The 19,239-nt window shown below is 57.1% G+C and carries 12 protein-coding genes; 4 read left to right on the top strand and 8 right to left on the bottom strand.

Annotated elements, in window-relative coordinates:
- Positions 1–2: 2 nt before the first annotated feature.
- Both KQI65_16810 and KQI65_16805 read right to left on the bottom strand, forming a co-directional pair.
- On the bottom strand, positions 3–710 hold the full coding sequence (locus KQI65_16810) for a hypothetical protein (GenBank protein MCB2206407.1): 708 nt from the start codon (positions 708–710) through the stop codon (positions 3–5).
- Positions 711–825: 115 nt separating this feature from the next.
- The gene (locus KQI65_16805; GenBank protein ID MCB2206406.1) at positions 826–4,608 is read right to left on the bottom strand and encodes a T9SS type A sorting domain-containing protein; all 3,783 of its coding nucleotides are present in this window, start codon (positions 4,606–4,608) and stop codon (positions 826–828) included.
- Between the two features lie 313 nt (positions 4,609–4,921).
- Here KQI65_16805 and KQI65_16800 point away from each other — a divergent pair, with 313 nt between their 5' ends.
- Both KQI65_16800 and KQI65_16795 read left to right on the top strand, forming a co-directional pair.
- Positions 4,922–6,391, top strand: coding sequence for a T9SS type A sorting domain-containing protein (locus KQI65_16800; GenBank protein ID MCB2206405.1), 1,470 nt, complete (start codon positions 4,922–4,924; stop codon positions 6,389–6,391).
- Positions 6,392–6,775: 384 nt separating this feature from the next.
- Positions 6,776–8,692 carry a T9SS type A sorting domain-containing protein gene (locus KQI65_16795; GenBank protein ID MCB2206404.1) on the top strand — a complete coding sequence of 639 codons (1,917 nt, stop codon included), beginning with the start codon at positions 6,776–6,778 and terminating at the stop codon, positions 8,690–8,692.
- Positions 8,693–8,806: 114 nt separating this feature from the next.
- On the opposite strand, the gene pta is transcribed toward KQI65_16795, so the two are convergent.
- Both pta and KQI65_16785 read right to left on the bottom strand, forming a co-directional pair.
- Entirely contained in the window at positions 8,807–9,793 is a 987-nt protein-coding gene (gene pta, locus KQI65_16790; GenBank protein MCB2206403.1) for a phosphate acetyltransferase, read from the bottom strand.
- 213 nt (positions 9,794–10,006) lie between these two features.
- Positions 10,007–10,933: a DUF4350 domain-containing protein gene (locus KQI65_16785; GenBank protein MCB2206402.1), complete on the bottom strand. Its 927-nt coding sequence runs from the start codon at positions 10,931–10,933 to the stop codon at positions 10,007–10,009.
- A 139-nt stretch (positions 10,934–11,072) separates the two neighbouring features.
- On the opposite strand from KQI65_16785, the gene gpmI reads away from it, so the two are divergent.
- Both gpmI and KQI65_16775 read left to right on the top strand, forming a co-directional pair.
- Positions 11,073–12,689 (top strand): 2,3-bisphosphoglycerate-independent phosphoglycerate mutase, encoded by a 1,617-nt coding sequence (gpmI, locus tag KQI65_16780; protein MCB2206401.1) that lies wholly within the window; start codon positions 11,073–11,075, stop codon positions 12,687–12,689.
- Between the two features lie 233 nt (positions 12,690–12,922).
- Positions 12,923–14,605 carry an NFACT family protein gene (locus tag KQI65_16775; protein ID MCB2206400.1) on the top strand — a complete coding sequence of 561 codons (1,683 nt, stop codon included), beginning with the start codon at positions 12,923–12,925 and terminating at the stop codon, positions 14,603–14,605.
- Positions 14,606–14,631: 26 nt separating this feature from the next.
- Here KQI65_16775 and KQI65_16770 read toward each other — a convergent pair whose 3' ends face one another.
- From KQI65_16770 to KQI65_16755, 4 genes are read right to left on the bottom strand one after another with little or no spacing between them, the layout of a single operon-like run.
- Positions 14,632–16,356: a serine hydrolase gene (locus KQI65_16770; protein ID MCB2206399.1), complete on the bottom strand. Its 1,725-nt coding sequence runs from the start codon at positions 16,354–16,356 to the stop codon at positions 14,632–14,634.
- A 45-nt stretch (positions 16,357–16,401) separates the two neighbouring features.
- The gene (gene lptC, locus KQI65_16765; protein ID MCB2206398.1) at positions 16,402–16,968 is read right to left on the bottom strand and encodes an LPS export ABC transporter periplasmic protein LptC; all 567 of its coding nucleotides are present in this window, start codon (positions 16,966–16,968) and stop codon (positions 16,402–16,404) included.
- Positions 16,958–18,019 (bottom strand): Holliday junction branch migration DNA helicase RuvB, encoded by a 1,062-nt coding sequence (gene ruvB, locus KQI65_16760; protein MCB2206397.1) that lies wholly within the window; start codon positions 18,017–18,019, stop codon positions 16,958–16,960. Before ruvB ends, lptC begins: the two co-directional genes overlap by 11 nt.
- A 59-nt stretch (positions 18,020–18,078) precedes the next feature.
- Positions 18,079–19,164 carry a N(4)-(beta-N-acetylglucosaminyl)-L-asparaginase gene (locus KQI65_16755; GenBank protein MCB2206396.1) on the bottom strand — a complete coding sequence of 362 codons (1,086 nt, stop codon included), beginning with the start codon at positions 19,162–19,164 and terminating at the stop codon, positions 18,079–18,081.
- Positions 19,165–19,239 lie beyond the last annotated feature (75 nt).

Raw genomic sequence — 19,239 nt, 5'->3', positions numbered from 1 at the left:
TATCAGAGTCTGAGTTGTAGCATAAGCAGTCCGTAGGCAGTCGTCACGCGCCAGCTGTCGTCAGTAGACGACACCGTGGTCAGCGGCAGATTGAGACCTGCATGCGGCGTGATGGAAACCGAGGGACCAAGATGAATTTCATAACCGAGTCCGAGAGCAATGGCGAAACGCATGCGCGTTCCGTCAGGGATGTCACTTTCCTCGACCAGCACATTGTCGGTGTTGCCGTCGTAATAGGTGATACCCGGTGTCAGGATGTGCTCAATGTGATCGTAACGTGCGTCGAGCGGAAAGCCGAGTTCGAGTCCCGCCATCAAAAACGCACTGCTGCGCGGGATGTACCAGAGAAATTCCGGCGTGACGCTCAGCCATTGCAGGGTGACGTTGGACGTGTTGCGGTACTCGACATCGATGGGCGGATCATCTCCGACAACGATGGAGGGACGCACTTCCTCGCGCGAAAATTCAGCGGAAACGTCGTAGTACGTCACGAGCACGCCGTACGCGAATCCGAGCTTGGGATACTGCACGAGGAATTCCCCGGCGAAATGGAATTGCGTGTCACTCTGGTCGCTGAAATTGCAGTCACAGGATGGCGAGAAACTGCCGTCGTGTGTGTAGTACATTGCCCCGGGACCGAGTCCCAGCACATAGCGCACGGGACGCGCGGAGAGAATGTCGCTCTCATAGGGTGCTGCAGCGGAGCGCAAGGGCGTATCCGAACGGAACTGTGCCTGCAGCGTCGCAGGGACGCATGTGCAGAACAGGAAAAGACACAAGAGGAGTATACGATGCGTTTTCATAGGTGTTGCCAGAATACACAGATCAACGCAGAAGTACAATAGTGCGCTGCGACTCCTTTTCTCCGGAAATCAGCCGAAGGATATACGTACCGCTGGAAATATTGCGCAGATTTATGGCGACGTGGTGCTCCCCTGCTCGCATGTCGGCATCGAGCAGCACGCTGCGCACGCGACCGAGCATATCACAGAGCAGCAGCCGTGTCTGACCGGAACGTGGCAGCGTGAACGTGACGGTACCCGTTCCCTGCAGTGGTGACGGATAGGGAGCATGCAGCTGCAGCGACTGCGCAGCTGGGATGACGCCAGCAGACTGCGTCTGTGACGACACGCGGAAACCCGTGTATGTGGTGTACGCGTCGTGGTAAGCGAAGCCATAGCTGCTGGCACCGATTCCGGCTGCGTCGCTGGTTTCGATGCGATTGATGCCTGTGGGCAGCTTCAGTCTGGCATAGGTCCATCCGCCGGAGATCGGGGAAAAGGCGTTCGACGGCAGGGGCACGTAATTCACCGTGATTGCGGACTGTGCCGTGGCTGGAGCGACGAGGTTGACAAAATTAGAATCGTCCTGCGCCTCGCAATTGTAGTTCGCTGAAAGTCCCCAGCTGGGTTGAAGAACCGGATTGCCCTTTGGATGCATGTCCTGTCCCAATCCGCTCTGGTCTTTGTATCCGTCACAGAACGCCCAGTACCCCACGAGTCCAGCACGATCGAGCGCACTGAGCCTTCCGTCCATCGCAGCACGCAGCTGCGCGGCGCTGCGTTCAATCTGCCAGTACCGGCATTCATCCAGCTGTCCCCAGAAGAGGGATTGATTTGATACGTTGTACACGCCGCCGAAGGCCACGCCGCCACCGCTGCCCGCAAAATCCTGTCCGGTAAAACTCGCATTGAGTACCTCCTGTCCCCCGAGATACAGTTTCGCATATCCCGCAGAACCATTCATGACCAGTGCCACATGCCGCCAGCGTCCGGGCAAAAGCACATTGTCGCTTGTGTAGAACAGCTGCTGCAAAGGGGGACGTCCCACGGCCAGCGCGAGGCGGGCGCGGTTGAAATCATACTGCACTTCCCAGGCCGCGTTCCCGCCGGCAAAGCGTGACATCACCGCCCCACTGCCGTTTGCATTCACCATGCATTCGGCGGTAAACGTCGATGATGCAAGCTGCGGTGTATCGTCCACCTCGAGCCAGCTGTCGCTGTTGACCGAGACGCTGGTATTCGTCACCAGGGCAGCATCCGCCAGCAGCATGCCTGCAGGAAAGTAGTGACAGCTCATGAAGCGGTCGGTTGGCACGAGCAGCAGCATCGAGCCGTCACCGTATTCATTGGTCGAAGCATCCCAGGTGGCGGAATTCGCATACTGTGCAACCAGCACGGGCTTGTCCGCTTCGATCAGTGAGGGAGTTGAGAGGATATCCTCATGCCAGCTCCCCTCCGCAGGCAGGGAAATCGCTGGTCCACCATTGACGGTATAGCTGGTATTGTCTTCCGTCGCGACGACGCGATAGGTATCCCCGCGTCTGCGGGAACGGAAGGGTACGGCAACATATTCCGTCCCGAGATAACGCACGGGAATCATCTGCTCAGCGAGAGGATTGAGAAAGTCGAGGCGATTGCCCTGATCAGGCACCCATCCGGATTCCGCCCCGGAAAACACGGCCACGGGATGCGACGATTCGATCACGGAGCCGGTAACCGACCCCCCGGATCCCGCGACATAGGATTTTACATAGTACACTTCACCCGCGTTCAGTGTCACGTCGAAAGCCAATCCCGGTGGACGCAGCAGGGAGGTCATCGCGCTCGGCGTAATACTCACCACGGTGCCGTCCTCGGTCGCCATGACGCTGAAATGCTCATAGGCTTCAGCGAAGTTGTATCCCGCCGTCACATACCTCGTCCCGAGTGCATGCGTCGGGAGAATTGTCATCCCATCCGAATGGCGATCACGGAAATTCCCCGCAAATACATGCACGGGTGTTGTGCTCTGAAGACGCAATCCCTTCTGCGCGGGTATTTCCACGGGAATCGCATTGTGTTCCGCGGCGACCTCCAGGCTTTTCATCGCGCCGGCGGGAATGGAGAGATGCTCGATGCTGTTGTCGACCGACGAACGCAGGGTGACCTCGGCGCCCGACGGCGCGGAGATAAAAACGCGGAGGTACACGTCGGCCGAGCCGACGAGATCGGGAAGAAAGCCAATCCAGAAATCCGTACCCGCCGTATTGGTGCCGGGTTCCATGCAGGGCTCTTCCGAATACGGGGGAAGCAGCACCTCGTTACTGCACTGGCGTTCCAGCTCCTGTCCGAACACGCGCACCGTATACGTGGCGGTGACGGACTGCAATTGCTGAATACCGCGGAGCTGCCAGCTGACAACGGCGACACTGCCGGGAAGCAGGGGATCGGGAAGCACGGGCACGGTGAGACTGCCAGTGGCCAGGACGAGCGATGACGGGAGTTGCAGTTCCGCCTGCAGCGATCGCAGCGCGCGTCCCCCGGTATTGCGCACGAGCACGGATACGGAAAATGGATCCGGTGTATAGCCGAGTCCCTCTTCACTGCGTTTGAGGACGACGGTGTCGCCGCAGTCGATGACGAAATCCATCGTCGCCACGGGCGGCAGCACGGTCTGCGCACTGCATTGCGCCGTGAGCTCCGGTGGAGCGATGATGGAAAAATCTACCCTCACCGGTGTCGCCGTATCCACCGTCGCAGCGTCACAGAGCCACTGCAGCGGCATACTGGAACCTGGGCTCAGAGGTCCCGCAATGCTCTTGATCGCACTCTCCCCCGCCGCCAGCATCAACTCAGGCGGCAGGGCGATCTTCACATCAATATTGCTGAGCGGCAGAGATCCGATGTTCGTCACCGTTGCCGTGGCGGGAATGGGATATGGCGTGAACGCGGAACTGTCCTCGTTCACCACAAGTGCAGGAAGCGAGCATGTAAGCAACGCCTCCCGCGTAGCCAGGAAGCCGTAGTCCGTGCGCAGACTGCGCGTGGCACCGGACGCGATTGGCTGAGCATTCCACTGCAGCAGCGTCGCGTGATCGACGATCGTGCGTCCCGACGCCGTGTAATCCCACACCGCCGCACCGAGGTAGCCGTCGTACTGCCAGTTGCCGACGACGAATTGATCGGGAGGGTCCGCCGTCGCACTCTGCAGCCGTCCCCGCACCACGATGCCATTTCCCGCCGCGGTTGCTTCCCACCCGGCAGGCACAGCAGAATCGAACCAGGAGCGTTCCGTCGTTACCGCGCTGCCGTCGACCTCCATATCGACCACATCCTCATCCCCGATCATCACATCCTGCATGAGCAGCGCACCGGCCGATACTGCATGTCCCGTCACATTCTCGAGTTCCGTGATGATGTTGATGTACGCGTAATCGCCGTCCATGGAAGGGATGAAATCCTGTTGAAAAAGCAGGACATCCTTCCCTGCCGACAGTCTTGCGCGTACACGGACACGATCCGACAGCTCCTCGACCTCGATATCCTGCATCGCCCTGCTTCCAAAGGGTGGAGCAGTCCGGTGTAACAAATTGTTCGTAAAAGTGTTAGTACCTATATGGACATTCGTATAGCCGGTTACTCCCCCGGTGCTCTGAAACTGGATGGGAGTACCGTCTGACGCTTCGATACGGAATTGTCCCGTCGCCCGCACCACCCCGACAGCGATCACCCCGTTGTCGGCATAGCTGTACAAGGAATCGAGCGCCGTCTGCGCCGGTGACAGGTGGAACGCGGCAACGAAGGTCAGTATTGTGAGGACGGCATAACGAACGGACACAACACGCATGAAGTCCCTTTCCTTTCTGGCTGATAGATTGAATATATCCGGAGTGTGCATTTCGCGCAATGCGATTCGGAAAGAACAAAAATTGGTTTCCACGGAAGCATCTTTCCTCTTGCGCCTGCAACGCACCCTCGCTATATTCTTTTATTCGGTGAAAACCGTACTCCCAACACGACATTGATTTAATAGTTACAACTCATACACTCGCTTGGAGGAAAACAATATGAAATTGAGGCACCTGTTGTCTTTGACGCTTGGCTTGTCAATGTGCTTCGCAGTGCTCCAGGCCGGACAGGGAGGTCCGGGGAACGGAGGAGTGCAATTCAAACAAACCGGTGTCATGGGCGATATGCAGCGTCTTGTCGGTGAGGAAGTGTGTTTCACCCTTACGGCAAAGGACGAAAACGGCAATGTCATCCGCTCATGGGATCAGATCGGACAGCCCACGACGCTTACGCTGGTGAATACCGACGCGAACTCCGATTCCAGCACACAGTCCTGGAATGCGGATCCCGATGGATACAGCTGGGCCGTGATCAAACATAACGGAACCGAACTGACGCGTATCGACGACAGCACATGGTCCATCCCCGAGACGTACTTCGTCGACGGCGAGGCAGAAATCTGTCTGACCGTCACCAAGGCCGATACCGGCGTGTACATCGCGGTGACGCCTGACCTGCCCTTCCTGAATCAGGTTTCCGCCAGCGTGGATTTCATGGCCGATGAAGTCACGAATTATCTTGTGGACCTCACATCGCAGACCCCGCCGACTGACGGCGTATTCCTTCTGCGTCCCTACGAAATTGTTGTCGTTCCCCGCGACCGCTATCTCAACTACTCGGAAGTGACGATGAAGACGCGCTTCTCCGCGCGCTTCCCCGGTGAGTTCGATCAGCAGAATCCCGGTCTCGCCGAAATTTTCTCGGGTGACGTGTTCATTCAGGGACTGACGAATTACCTGGTCGCATCGCGTATCGAGCGTGAGAAGCCGACCGAGACGCAGTGGATTCGCGCGTACTCAGTCAACGATCCGAGCATCTTCGGTCAGACCGATCCCTATGAAGTTCTTTCGCATGCACCCACGGCGTTCTCGCTGCTGGATCCTCCTGATCATTATGTACTCAACCTTCTCACCTCGGCTGGTACGCAGGACTTCACCTGGGAAAAACCCGTTCCGCAGGATCCGTACACCGACATTCAGGTTTCACGTTTCAACACGAATCTGGTTTCCGATGTCGTCACCTACGAATGGGTCATCGTCGACAGCGTGAGCCTCACCAACGCCCATCGCATCGCATCGAATGACAACGGCATGAATGCCGAGCTTTCGCTGACGCATGGACAGCTGTGGGGATTGATGAAGGATATCAGCGGTCAGCAGACGACGCGCTTCTACCAGTTCCTCTGGTACGTGAATGCGACGGATGGACTGTACACGACCAAGAGCGATCCCGCGCCCGGTCATTACATCTCCATGATCGCCGACGCCATCAGCAGTGTCAAAGGCGCACCGCGTCCCACCACCGTGGCGCTCGAGCAGAACTATCCGAACCCGTTCAACCCCAGCACGAGCATCACGTTCAGCACCACGCGCCGCGGCAGCGTGTCCATCAAGGTCTATGACCTGATCGGCAAGGAAGCCGGCACCATCGTCGACAAAACCCTCGACGCCGGCGTGCACACCGTGCAGTACGACGCCTCCTCCCTTCGCAGCGGAGTGTACATCTACCGCCTCGAAGCCGAAGGCAAAGTGCTCTCCCGCCGCATGGTGGTGATGAAGTAACAGGAAAATGCCCGGAGGGGGCAGAGAAATTCCCTCCAAACTATACTTTACCCAACCCAGGAAAACCCCGCGTGCCCAACCATGCGGGGTTTTCTGTTGATACCATCAAGGGGAACACAGATCACACAGATTTGACGGATCAGGGCTGAACACAGGTTGCACAGATCTCACAGATTTACACGGAAGTTTGGGAAATGAGATTTATCCAAACCTCGGTGAAAATCCGCGAAATTCGTGTGATCTGTGTTCCGACTTGATCCGTGAATTCTGTGAAATCAGCGTTCTACATTTATCCGTAATATCCGCGTTCGTCCGCGTTCCCATTGAATGTAGCAGTATTTCCGAGTATATTTTCGGATATATACATGATTACGCGGGGGGCCGATGAAACGCTTTCTCCTTTTATTTATGCTGCTCTGTGCGCAGATGCAGGCGCAGCAGGTATCGACATTTGCGCTTCTGGAACCGGTGGATGAAACGGTATTCACGCTCACGCGGTCGGATGCGTATGAGCGTTTTCGCTGGCTGACCGCGGCGTTGTCTGCGACGTACGAAATTCACTTCGCGCGAGCGGACAATCTGCAGCGCGAGATCGTGCTGCCATCAGACAGCGGTGGAAGCGCGGCGAGTTTGACTGTCACGCACAATCAGCTGTTCGACTACATGTCCATTATCATGGAAACGCCGAACACCACAGAGTGCGATGTCATCTGGTACGTCGTCGCTTCGACGCCTGATGACACAGGGACTTCCACTCCTATCGGTCCGGGCATTCCCGGATACCGGCTGCGTCTGACGGATGATGATAACGAACGGGTTGGCGTTGCCTTCGACTTCGCTGATGCGCATACGCCTGTCGTTCTCACAGCTGGCGATTCACTCTGCGTGGACCTCCTGGCGCTGCGGTCGGATACACTGATTGAGGACTGGGATCAAACGGGACGCGATGTCACCCTTTTCATAAGGGACGCAACCGTCGATGTCGACACCTCCAGGCATTCGTGGAGCGCCGATTCCCGCGCCTTCACCTGGTCGCGTCTTATAGTCTCGGGGACAGAGATCCCTCTGCTGCATCCGCGAGAATACATCATTCCCCGTGAGCTGTTTGAAAAGGGACGTGCGCGGTTGTGCTATCAATCCAGCAAGGCCGAAACCGATATCCGTATGGAACTTCGTCCCGGAAAGGCCGCACATCTTCATCAATCCCCTTCCCTTACCTGGAATGCCGGTGCACTCGACCGGCTTTTGCTCGAATGCACCTGGCCCGACTCCACCACTCCCGCCGTGTTTCTTTATCGTCCCTTCGAAATTCTGCTCACCCCGCAGGATCGCTATCTCAATACGATCACCGACGACGTGCGTGTGCGCATGGAAGCCCTGCATCCCGGCGAAATCGACACCGTTCCCGGAAGCGGCGTTCATCCCCTCACAGCACCCGAAATCACGCTCAACGGCCGCCGGGAGTTCTATTTCATGGCGAACACCGCCCGTCCCCTCCGCGGCAACACCGGTCAGATGCTGCTCGTCACCAGCAGCGACGACCAGAAACTCAACAGCAGCCTCCCCGCCTTTGCGCAACTCGCCCACCCACCAGCGCCGTTTGATCTGGTCGAGCCATCGAACAACGCTGTCATCAGGCTCGTGTATGCCTCATTGAAAGAGGTGTTCAGTTGGACAAGGCCCGACCCTGTCGACCTGTACGACAGTGTGCGTCTTTCCATTGACTCGGACGAATATTTCAGCGACAGCGTGCGCTACACCCTCACCTTCCAGAAGTTTGGTGACAGCAGCACGACACGCGTTTATGCATCCGACAGTGGCGGACGGCTTCCCAGACTCACCCTGAATCATGGAACGCTTGCCGGTATTATCGACGAGTTCAATGGCATACCAACAACCGTCTTTGTTGATGTGATATGGTGGGTCACTGCAACCGACGGCACCGATACGGTCTTCGCCGACTCGACCGCACCGGGCTATATCGGCAGGCGGATTCGTTTCCAGAAAACGGGATTGGATGCCCCAGTTTACACCCCGATGGTGACAACTCTTTCCCGGAACTACCCCAATCCCGCCACCGGAACGACCACGATAGATTTCAGCAGCATCCGAAGTGGACTGGTGACATTGACCGTACATGACATGCTGGGAAAGGAAATCGCACGACTCGTCGACGCACCTCTCGCCCCCGGCGCCCATTCAGCGGTATTCAATACCCACGCCCTCCCCGCAGGAGTCTACGTGTACCGCCTGTCTACCCCCACAAGCACCCTCACCCGCAAAATGCTTATCAATCAATGAGAACACGGATTCTCACAGGTCGTACAGATTTCCACGGAGACTGGAAAAAGCGCTCGCAATAATCTCCGTGGAAATCCGTAAGACCCGTGAAAACCCGTGTTCCCATTGATAGTATTACACCGCGCCCATGACGGCGTTAAACACGGTGGTCACGACGATGTCGTTCACCGAGCAGCCGCGGGAGAGGTCGTAGGCGGGACGCGCGAGGCCCTGGACGATGGGTCCAAGCGCTTCCGCGCCACCGAGACGCTCTGCAATTTTGTAACCGATGTTGCCGGCCTGGAGATCGGGGAAGACGAGGACGTTCGCGTTGCCTGCGATTTCACTCTCCGGCGCCTTTTTCTTGCCAATGGCGGGAATGATGGCTGCGTCGAACTGCATCTCGCCGTCCACCTTCAGATCGGGCCTGCGTTCGTGCACGATGCGCTTCGCTTCGAGCACCTTGTCGATCAGCTCATGCTTCGCACTTCCCTTGGTAGAGAAGCTGAGCATGGCGACCAGCGGTTCTTCTTCGGTGAGTGCATGGAAATTGTCGGCCGTGCTGATGGTGATATCAGCCAGTTGCTGCGCATCCGGCAGAGGAAGGACGGCGCAATCGGCGAAGGCATAAATCTTCTCCGGGAATTTCATCACGAAGAGACTCGAAACGGTTTTGATCCCTTCCTTGAGTCCGATGCAATGGAGCCCCGCCTTGATCACATCACCCGTGGTCGAAAGACTGCCCGACACACTGCCGTCGGCGATGCCTTTGCGCACCATCAGATCACCGAAAAACAGCGGATGCTCCACCGTCTTCCGCGCCTCTTCCGGCGTCATGCCCTTGTGCTTGCGCAGCTCGTAGTATGTGTTCGCGAAATCTTCGATATGCTCGCTCAGCGCGGGATCCACGATGGCAATGCCGTCGAGACTGATGCCCTTTTCTTCGGCTTTCGCGCGAATATCTGCTTCCACGCCAACCAGCGTGATCTTCGCAAGTTTCTCATCCGTCACGATCCGTGCCGCCTCAATCGCGCGCTCATCCGTCGCATCCGGATACACAATGTGCTTCTCGAGTTTCTGTGCCCTGCTTTTCAGGTCGTCAATAAAAGTCTGTGGGTTCATGGTTCTTCTGTCTGGTGAAGAGAAAGAGAATAGCGTACTAAATTACTAAAACACGCAATGGGAACACAGACGAACGCTGATGCGGCGGATCAGTGAGAACACGGATAGCACGGATTTCACCGATTTTCACGGAGATTGGGAAGAACGCTTTTCCCAAACTTCCGTGAAAATTCGCGAAATCAGTGTAATCGGTGTTCCAATTGATCCGTTTTATCAGTGTTTGTCCGTGTTCCCATCGATGGGATGCAGCCAGCGGATGATGTTGACAAGCAGCGGGGCGTTGCGGGCGCCTTCGGGGGCATTGAGTCCCATCGGAATACGGCGCTCGCCCGAGAACTGCGCAGTGAACATGGCAGCTTCGCCGAATACGACGATGCGTCCCTTCCCGTATTTCATTGCCGCACCCTGGCGCCAGGCTTCAATGTTCACGCGAGGCGTCTTGTCCTCGAACACCCAGGCGGTGTCGGGCTCCACCGAGAACATGCGTGCGCCGAAACTCAGCAGCGGTACATGCTCACCGTCGATACGGAACGCCGACCCGGTAAAGGTGACGACGGAGTCGACCCACATGCCATCGAGTTTCGTGTCGGTAATCCAGTGGGGTCGCAGCGTTTTGTTTTCGCGGGTAAACATCATTCCGCGACCCGGTTTCCCTTCATAAAATGCGAATCCGTTGCTGAAGTGAATGCCAAAGCGCAGCGCAAGGCTGTCCACCGCACCAGGGAAAGGCATGTGGTCGGCGATCAGGAAGAGCGAACCTCCCTGCCGTACCCAGCGCGCAAGGGCGTCAACTTCCTCTGTCGTGAACGCGTTTTCCACCGGCAGTGCCCATTCCTCCACATCGTCCTCTCCCAGTGCGTTCGCGATCACATAAATATCCGCCCCGCTGAGAACCGGGAGCGACAGCGGCTGCGTACCGGGAAGCACCGTGCAATTGTGCCGGCGCAGAAATTCCGCAAATGTGCGGTACCGTCCTTCCATCGTATGAAAGTTGTGATGCGCTTCGTCAATGACGACGACAGGGCCACCTCCTTCCTCGAACGCTGTCTCCCCAACCGGGGGAACATAGGTGTGATCTCCGGTCTGCTGCGCGGTGAGTGAGACGGTGGCGAAAAAGAAGAGGCAAATAAATCGTAACATCGAACGCTTCCGCTGCTGGTGACGTTTTGAAAAAAGATACGGATTTGCAGGCAGGCAGGAAAAATCCCGCATTCCCATTCGCATACGGGAATTTCTTACATTGCTCTGCTGAACACGATTTCTGGAAAAGAGGATAGTAATGATACTGACACTCCCACGCCTCAACGATTGTACTGCACCTGAGGGACCCGTACTGCTGATTATCATGGATGGCTACGGCATCGGGAAGGAATACGAAGGAAACGCCATATTCAAAGCGAACAAGCCGCATCTCGATAAATATTTCCGTGAAGGAATGTACACACAGCTCAAGGCACATGGTCCGGCTGTGGGACTCCCTTCCGACGACGATATGGGCAACAGCGAGGTGGGACATAATGCGCTGGGGGCGGGACGCATTTTCGCACAGGGCGCCAAACTTGTCAACCGGGCGATCGCGGACGGCAGCATGTTTGAGACCGAGCTGTGGACATCCCTCATGGAAAAACACAGCAAGGGAGGCACGCTGCACTTCATGGGCCTGCTCTCCGATGGCAATGTGCACTCGCATATCGATCATCTCTATGCCATGATCGACCGTGCGCATGCCTCCGGCGTGCAGAGCCTGCGTGTGCATGTGCTGCTTGACGGACGCGATGTGGACGAAAAGTCGGCCCTCCGATACCTGCAGCCGCTGGAAGAGAAACTCGCTGATATATCGCATGGAGAGAATCGCGACTATCAGATCGCATCGGGTGGTGGACGCATGAATGTGACCATGGATCGCTACAATGCGGACTGGAGCGTGGTGAAAAAGGGGTACGATGCACACGTGCTCGGCAAGGCACGCCAATTCACCTCCGCCAGTGAAGCGGTACGGACTTTCTACAATGAAGACAGCGAGATCACCGATCAGTACCTCGATGCTTTCGTGGTGGCGGATGATAATGGTCCCGTCGGCCGGATAACGGACGGCGACTCCGTGATCTTTTTCAACTTCCGCGGCGACCGCGCGATTGAAATTTCACGGGCGCTGACGGAAAAGGACTTCAGCGAGTTCGATCGGGGTCCCCTCCCCGACATCACCTTCGCCGGAATGATGGAGTACGACGGCGATCTGCACATTCCCCCGCAGTACCTGGTCAATCCCCCCAGCATCGAACGCACAATGAGCGAATACCTTTGCGCCGAAGGGGTCACGAGCTTCGCCATCTCGGAAACACAGAAGTTCGGACATGTCACCTATTTCTGGAACGGCAACAATTCCGGTTACATCGACGACTCACTCGAGAAATACGTCGAGATTCCGTCCGACCGTATCGAATTCGACAAGGCACCGAAAATGAAAGCGGTGGAAATCACCGATGCGGCCATCGAACTGCTGGATGAAGGGTTCCGCTTCGGACGTATCAATTTCGCCAACGGCGACATGGTCGGACACAGTGGCAAGCTGCAGCCAGCCATCACCGCTATTGAGACTGTAGATGAATGCGTGGGACGACTGGTGGAGAAGGTCATGGAGATGAAGGGTATCGTGCTCATCACGGCCGACCATGGCAACTCCGACGAAATGTTCACTGAAAAGAACGGCGAGCGCACACCGAAAACATCGCATACGCTCAATCCCGTCCCTTTCTGCATTCTCGACTCCCGCGAGCAGCCCCCTTACAAGCTCGCGGACATCGAAACGCCCGGACTCGCCAACGTCGCCGCCACCATCTTCAATCTCCTCTGCTTCCAGAAACCCGAGGATTACGAGCCGAGCATAATCGCGTGAGCGTCAATCGCTCCGCGAAGCGGAGCTCATTCCGCGCGTGAGTTCGTCACCGCTGTCGCGGTGCCTCACGCGTGAGCTCGTTCCGCGTCGCGGAACTCGCGCCTGAGCCCCGCTGTGCAGGGCGCTAGACATTCAGCGTATCTGCCAATTTTGCGTGATTGATGTTTTCATTCTTCAGTTTTTCCATATTTCCATTCTCTGCCATCTGAAATCTGCAATCTGACATCTGACCCATGTTCTCCAACTGGCTGACATATCGCGCGGTGGCGCAGCGACTGGATGACGCGCTGAAGGGTGCGGTGATCATGGCGGCGTTTACGCAACAGAAGAATGAGCTGGTGCTGGTGACGCGGCGTGGAGAGGATGAGACGGTGCTGCAGTTTTCGGCGGAGCCGCATTTCGCCTGGCTGCTCCTGAAGCCGGAGTTTGCGCGGGCGCGGAAAAATTCGCTCGATCTTTTTCCTGATCTGGCGGGAGATCGCATCGAGAGTGTGCGTATTGCAAAGGACGATCGCATTGTGCGCATCGCGCTGGCGAGCGGACGCGCACTGTATGCCTTCCTCTTTTCCATGCGTGCAAATATGCTGCTGACGGATGCTGACGGTACACTGCTCGACAGCTTCAAGCAGCATGCGGCTCCGGCAAATTATGCAGAAACTGCATATTCGAATGCGCTTCCGGAATTCAGCGACATGGATGTTGTATCGGCCTTCTCAAGTGCCGGTGAGAAAGCAGTGCGCGATGCACTGCGACACCTCCGTCCCTGGCTCGCCGGCGCGCTTGCTGAGGAAATATGTTTCCGCGCAGAATGCACGCTGACGCAGCCTGTTGCCGATCTCGCTCAGGAAAAGCGTACTGCAATCACAGCAGTCCTCAATGAGGTGTTGCGCGCTTCGGATGGGGGAACGGGATATGTGTATCTGCGTGACGGTGCGGCTGCGCATGCGGCTCCCTTTCAGCTGCGGCACCTGGAAGAGGAAGGATTTGAGGAAATTGCATCTCCTCTGCTCGATGCTCTTTTCCTGTATCTCCGCAAGCGCTTCAGCGGCGGAGAACTCGCCGCCGTTCGCAAGCGTGTGGGCGACCGCATTGAACGTGAACTACAACGCCTCGAACGCAGTCTCGGGAAACTCTCGAATCCCGATACGCTCCGACTGCAGGCGGATGAATATGAAAAGTTCGGTAACCTGCTGATGATACACCTCTATGATCAGCCGGAGCAGCCGGGACGTATCACAGTGCCTGACGTGTTCACCGATCCCCGGCTCGTGGTCAGCATTCCCCTGAAGGGACGCACCACGGTACTCGAAAATTCGCAGCGCTACTTCGGCAAGGCGCAGCAGACACGCGCGTCGATTTCGTATGTGAAGGAACGCGCCGCTTCCCTGCGCTATCGTATCGAGGTGCTGAGTATGCTGCGCGACAGCGTACGCGACAGTGAACATCTCAACGAACTCAAAACGCTGTTCAAACAGCAGGCAAAACTCATGAATGAACTCGGTATGACACAGAAAGGCGAGAAGGATGAATCGCCCTTTCCCTTCCGCCGGTTCGTCGTCGAAGGCGGCTTCGAAGTCTGGGCGGGAAAAAACTCCGCCAATAACGACCTGCTCACCGTGCGCCACAGTCGTCCCAACGACCTCTGGTTCCACGCGCGCGGCGTCGGCGGCTCGCATGTCGTTCTGAAAGTAGGCAGTGCGGCGGGAGATCCTTCAAAGCAGGCTATCCGTCAGGCCGCGGCCATCGCCGCCTATTACAGCAAACACCGGAATGCGAAGCGCGTCCCGGTGGCCTATACGGAAAAGAAGTACGTGCGCAAACCGAAGGGAGCCAATCCCGGCTCCGTCCTCGTAGACCGTGAAAAGGTATTACTCATCGATCCCGCACTGCCCGAAGGTGCGGATAATGATGACTGATTCTTCCCCCTCCTCCTCCTCCGGACTCAATCCATCCGCTGCGCGGGCATATCCCTTCCGTTCTGATGCAGCACCAGGCTTTCTGCGGGTGCAATGCCGTCGCCGTTGAACGTGATGCGCGCTTCGACAACCTTGAGATAAAACTCATTGGTCTTTGAGGGATAAATTTCAAAGCGCTGCTGCCCGGTTGCCTGCAGAAACAGCTGCGTCCCCTCCCGCGTGATATCGATCACAAAACCCGGCTGCAATTCGTATTTCCCGACAAAGCTCTGCAGCAAATCCTCATCCAGCTTTAATTCTTTCGCCTCGACTTCGACACCCATTTTCTTCAGCATCGGCGCGGCCGTTGTATTGGAAGGATCCATCTCCAGCGCCTTTTTGTACATGGCGATGGATTCGTCGTAGCGTCCCGCTTTGTAGAGTCCTTCCCCCATGCTGTCGTAGGTGTTTGATGATCCCGGATACTCCTGGATGTTTTTTTCAAACACGGCAATGGCAGCATCCACCTCATCCTGTCGGAGATAGTAGTACCCGAGCAAGTTGAGTTCGCGCTCTGCAAAATCCCACTGTTCTTTTTCGGTCATCTTCAGGACATCATACTGCGTGAGTGCGGCGGTCATCCCTTCTGCATCCGCGATACGTGCCACCTCATCAGCGATGGAGGGGAGCACGGGAAGCAGCGGGAGGTCGTAAAGCACACGCACGATGGCGTCGCCAACGCGGGCGGTGGGACCCATGGCGTTATCGAGTACGACGATCGTATAAGCATCTTCGAGAAGATACCAGCACTGCGAAGTGAATCCGTTGATTCCTCCCGAATGCATGACAGCCGAAACGCTTCTGTCTCCCAGACTGATATCACGCACACCGACACCATAGCCGTAATTGTCGGTGTAGGCAGTGGTCATCATGTTGTATGTATCTTCATTGACGAACACCTTGCCGGTGTGCAGTGATCGCGTCCAGCGATAAAGATCACCCACAGTGGAGTACATCATGCCTGCAGCAAACGGCAGTTCCATGTCGATGTAGCGCGTGTGATTGTATCCAAGCGGCGTGCGTTGAAATCCTTCCGCGAGTCTTTTCGTGATAATGTCCTTGTGCTCGCATCCGGTATTCACCAGCGCGAGTGGATCGAGCAGGTAGTGATGCAGCGCACGCTCGTACGTCGTCTTCCCCACCTTCTCGATAATGCAGCCCAGCACGAAGTACCCGCTGTTGCTGTAGGAATAATTGCTGCCGGGTTCGAAATCCAGATCCTTGTTCCAGAACAGTGCCATCACAGAATCCTGCTCCAACCCCGACTCCATGTGCTCGAGATACTCCGGGAAGTCCGTGAAATTCGGGAGTCCCGAAGTATGTGTCAGCAGTTGATGCAGCGTGATCACACTGCCGTATTTTTTGGGATAGTATGGAATGTAGTCACTGATGTGCGCCTGCAGATCCAGCTTCCCCTCTTCCATCATGCGCAGGATGACTGCCGCGGTGAACTGCTTGGTCACCGACCCGATGCGGAAACGTACGTCCGCAGTGTTCGGAATATCCCAGGTCTCACTCGCCAGGCCGTATCCTTTTGCATACAGAACGTCGTCACCTTTTGCGACGAGCACGCATCCATTGAAAACACGTGCGTCAGCGTAGGACTTGATTGCGGTATCCAGCTTCTGCGCAATATCCTGTGCAGATGCAGATGCAGTACCGAATACCAGAATGAAGAGCAGCAAAGCAATGCGTGTGGAAATGCGTTTCATGGGATTTCCCTTCTGAACTCGAAACAAAAAAGCGTTTGTACTGAATTACTTGTCGAACTCTGCTTCGCCGGTGACCTTGCCGAAGACGGTGTAGTTCTTGAGATCCTGGTCGGCCTCAAAGCCGTAGCCCTGCAGTTTCTCGGCAGGTGAGGTAATGGTCACGAAGCGGTCGCCGCGAACCTTGCGGTTCATGTTCTCCCAGTATATGTATTCGGTTTCCACGACGGTGCCGCTGTCACTGCGGAAGACCACATCATCGAAGGCCTCGAGATCCTTGTGCGTATCGTCCACCCTGCCGCGCTTCGAGGTGAGCTGCGAGGTATGCTCACCGTCGCGTCCGTAGAAATCCACCACAACGCCGCTGTCAAGCAATGTCTCATTGCGGGATTTGTACATGCGGATATGTCCCGCCTGGAGGATGGCGCGCACCTGGCCGCTGTCGGAAAACGTGACGGTGGAATTCCAGCTTTCCTGATCGGGGAGTTCCTCAGGGACGGACTTCGCAACCGGTGGCTTCACCTTTCCGCCACAGGCGCTGAGCAGGAGGATAGTGAGAGAAAGGAGCAGGATGATGCCCCGCAGCGGCAATGCCGCCGACTTGTCAGGACGCATCGTCATCCCCTTTCGAAAACAGGCCCGGCTGATCGCGCTTTGTGGGACGCGCTTTCCCGAGCAGTCCATATCCCGCATTGGTCAGCTCGCGTCCACGCGGCGTGCGCTGCACATAGCCTTCCTGGATGAGATACGGTTCGTAGACTTCCTCGATAGTCCCGGGTTCCTCACCGACCGCAATGGCGAGGGTGTTGAGTCCGACCGGTCCTCCAGCGTATTTCTCCAGCATGGTCGTCAGGATGCGCTTGTCCATGTCGTCGAGTCCGTTCTCGTCCACTTCCAGCGCGTTGAGCGCGTGGTCGGCGATCTCGCGTGTGATGACGCCGTCGCCGATCACCTGCGCGAAATCCCTTGCACGGCGGAGGAGACGGTTGGCGATGCGGGGCGTGCCGCGCGAACGGCGGGCGATTTCAGATGCGCCGCCATCCTCGTCCACCGCGATGTCGAGGATGCGTGCCGAACGCAGCACGATGCGCTTGAGCTGATCCACGTCGTAGTAGTCGAGCCGGTTGGTGATACCGAAGCGCGCACGCAGCGGAGCGGTCAGGAGTCCAGCCCGCGTCGTGGCGCCGATAAGCGTAAACGGTTTCAGTTCGATCTGCACGCTGCGGGCGTTGGGACCGCTGTCGATCATGATGTCGAGCGTGTAATCCTCCATGGCGGAATACAGGTATTCCTCGACCACGGGAGAAAGGCGGTGGATTTCATCGATGAACAACGCGTCGCCTTCCTCGAGTCCGGTGATCAGTCCGGCCAGGTCGCCGGGTTTGTCGAGTACGGGACCGGAGGACATTTTCAGTGACGCCCCCATTTCATTCGCAATGATATGCGCCAGCGTGGTTTTCCCGAGTCCCGGGGGACCCGTAAGTAATACGTGGTCCAGCGCCTCTCCGCGCTGACGCGCAGCGGTGATGAACACGTGGAGGTTGTCGACGATGGATTTCTGTCCCGTGAAATCCTCGAAGTGCATGGGACGCAGCGCGCGGTCGAGTTCGCGGTCGTCGCGTCGTCCCTCAGGAGCAGTTATATCGGAATCGCGTGGTGTAGTCATGCAGTATGCGAGTGATGTTCTGTTTCAAAATATGCAGAAACTGCATATTTATTGGGAAATCAGCGCTCGAAAAGATATGCGCTGTCGACGAGACGGCTCTCTCCGCCTTCATTGACGGCGAACCGCCGGCCCGACCAGATCGAAGCACCGCCGAATTCACCACGAACGTTGAGTGCGTAGAAATTCACGTTGAATGCGGGCATGCCATCCTCGCTGAGGAGGCGCTTCATCTTTGTCTGCGCAACGATGCGTTGGCAGGCCTGGAGGCAGGCATCCGTCGGCGCATCCCCCGCCCGCATACGCTCGACGATCAGGAAACTCGCCAGCGACAGCAGGTTGGCTTCCCCGCGACCGGTCGATCCCGCGGCACCGATGCTGCCGTCCACATACAGTCCCGCACCGAGAATCGGGGAATCCCCGACACGTCCTGGAATTTTGAACGCGAGTCCGCTCGTCGTCGTCACGCCGGAAATCTCCGCCCTGTCGTTGAGTCCGAGACAGTTGATCGTGCCGGTGGGACGACCTTCCACTCCGAACAGCGCGCCGATGTCCCTGTCTTCCTCCCCATGCGGCGGCAGCCAGTCGTCTTGTTTGCTCAGATGTTCCTTCCATGAAAGCCACTTTTCGCGCGAAGCATCCGTCAGCAGATTTTCCTCGCGGAAGCCATGCGCGCGTGCGAAACGCAGGGCGCCTTCGCCGACGAGCAGCACATGATCGGTGCGCTCCATCACACGTTGTGCGACGAGTGAGGGATTCTTGATGTTGCGCAAAGCCGCAACTCCGGCGCCGCGCATGGTCGGACCATGCATGACGCAGGAATCGAGTTCCACCACGCCGTCCTCATTTGGGAGTCCGCCATACCCGACGGTATCATCCTCCGGATCATTCTCCACCAGGTTCACTCCCGCGATCACCGCATCGAGCGTATCCTTCCCATCCCGCATCATCGCCACCGCACGTTTGGTGGCCTCGAGTCCATTGGCGCTCGCGATGGATATCGGGAGCGATGCTGCCTTGTGCATCGCAGCGGCAGGAGCTGTACTGCTCCGCGCGAGTGCACGCATGGGATCCAGTGCGGCTCCTGCTCCTGCGAGAGCGGCAGCCTTGAGGAAAAAACGGCGGGTCAATGTGCTCAGATCGTTCATTCGTTCTCCGGTATCAGGCGAAATGTGCTGCGGAAATAACCCTGACTTCCCTGCATGAAGTAACCGTACGATGTG

The organism is bacterium, assembly GCA_020444325.1.
In the GTDB taxonomy this organism is placed as follows: domain Bacteria; phylum Bacteroidota; class Ignavibacteria; order SZUA-365; family SZUA-365; genus BM516.
This window is presented reverse-complemented; position numbering and strand designations above follow the sequence as displayed.

Coding starts and splice junctions, on each gene's coding strand:
- KQI65_16805 (MCB2206406.1), bottom strand. CDS start 4,608: ATGCGTGTTGTGTCCGTTCGTTATGCCGTCCTCACAATACTGACCTTC.
- KQI65_16795 (MCB2206404.1), top strand. CDS start 6,776: ATGAAACGCTTTCTCCTTTTATTTATGCTGCTCTGTGCGCAGATGCAG.
- pta (MCB2206403.1), bottom strand. CDS start 9,793: ATGAACCCACAGACTTTTATTGACGACCTGAAAAGCAGGGCACAGAAA.
- KQI65_16785 (MCB2206402.1), bottom strand. CDS start 10,933: ATGTTACGATTTATTTGCCTCTTCTTTTTCGCCACCGTCTCACTCACC.
- gpmI (MCB2206401.1), top strand. CDS start 11,073: ATGATACTGACACTCCCACGCCTCAACGATTGTACTGCACCTGAGGGA.
- KQI65_16775 (MCB2206400.1), top strand. CDS start 12,923: ATGTTCTCCAACTGGCTGACATATCGCGCGGTGGCGCAGCGACTGGAT.
- KQI65_16770 (MCB2206399.1), bottom strand. CDS start 16,356: ATGAAACGCATTTCCACACGCATTGCTTTGCTGCTCTTCATTCTGGTA.
- lptC (MCB2206398.1), bottom strand. CDS start 16,968: ATGCGTCCTGACAAGTCGGCGGCATTGCCGCTGCGGGGCATCATCCTG.
- ruvB (MCB2206397.1), bottom strand. CDS start 18,019: ATGACTACACCACGCGATTCCGATATAACTGCTCCTGAGGGACGACGC.
- KQI65_16755 (MCB2206396.1), bottom strand. CDS start 19,164: ATGAACGATCTGAGCACATTGACCCGCCGTTTTTTCCTCAAGGCTGCC.